Origin of the sequence: Flavonifractor plautii ATCC 29863 (assembly GCF_000239295.1) — a bacterium.
Classification (GTDB): Bacteria; Bacillota; Clostridia; order Oscillospirales; family Oscillospiraceae; genus Flavonifractor; species Flavonifractor plautii.
In genome coordinates this window covers 1-846 of record NZ_JH417729.1, presented here as the reverse complement: position 1 = coordinate 846, position 846 = coordinate 1, and the positions used below count along the sequence as shown (strand labels likewise).

General features: G+C 68.2%; 1 protein-coding gene. It reads right to left on the bottom strand.

Going from position 1 to position 846, the window contains the following annotated elements:
• On the bottom strand, window positions 1–821 hold an 821-nt coding region (locus tag HMPREF0372_RS07385), incomplete at its 3' end, for an SH3 domain-containing protein (RefSeq protein ID WP_039996883.1).
• Window positions 822–846 lie beyond the last annotated feature (25 nt).

The window sequence follows — 846 nt, the reverse complement described above, 5'->3', positions numbered from 1 at the left end:
GCCTCCAGATAGGCCAGGGACACCCAGCCCTTATTCGTCCTGCCCCAGCCGTCCCGCTCCTCCAGCACGTCCACCACCGTGCCCATGGGGTACGCCCCCACCTTGCCGTAGCCGGTGCCGGGGCCGCTGCGGATGTTGACGCCGATGCTGGGCGTCACGGTGTACTTGCTCATAGGCTTGTCCTCCTTGTCCGGCGGCTCCTGGCCGCCCTGTCTTGTCCATACGCACAGATACCCGGCCACCCGGCGGGCGCTGTAGATACGCTGGCCGTCCCCAAAATCGCACTGGCTGGAGCCGCCGCTGTCCAGACCCAGTGCCCGCAGGTTGGCCGCCTGGTCGTGCCGGCAGCCGATGCTCACCAGCTCGTCCCGCAGCCCTTCCGGTGTCTTGGCGTCCGCCGTGCCGTCGCCGGAGCAGTACAGGATCACCCGCGCCCCGGCCAGCAGGACAGCGGAGCGCCCCCGTGTGCCCCCGTACTCCGGGGAGTAGCTGAGGGCCTTACCCGGCCCCCTGGTGGGCGTCAGCAGCTCCACGCCGCTGAGGTAGGAAGCCCCGCCGTTGTCGGGTAAGATGTCCAGGCGGATGTCGGCGCCCTTGTCCCAGGTCAGCCCCCAGCCGTTCCAGCCGGCGGCCGCTTTGACTGTGCCGTCGATCTTGAGATTGCCCACCGGGCGGCCCGTGATCGTGTCGTAAAACCAGGAATTGAGAATGTACTGGCACCCGCAGGCGGCCTTGACCTGCTCCATAGACCGCCCCCCGGCCTCCACCAGGGCGGCGCGGGTGATGTCCGCCCTGGTGATGACCGCTATGTACTTACTCATGGTCGCTGGGCTTCTCGCCGTTGAT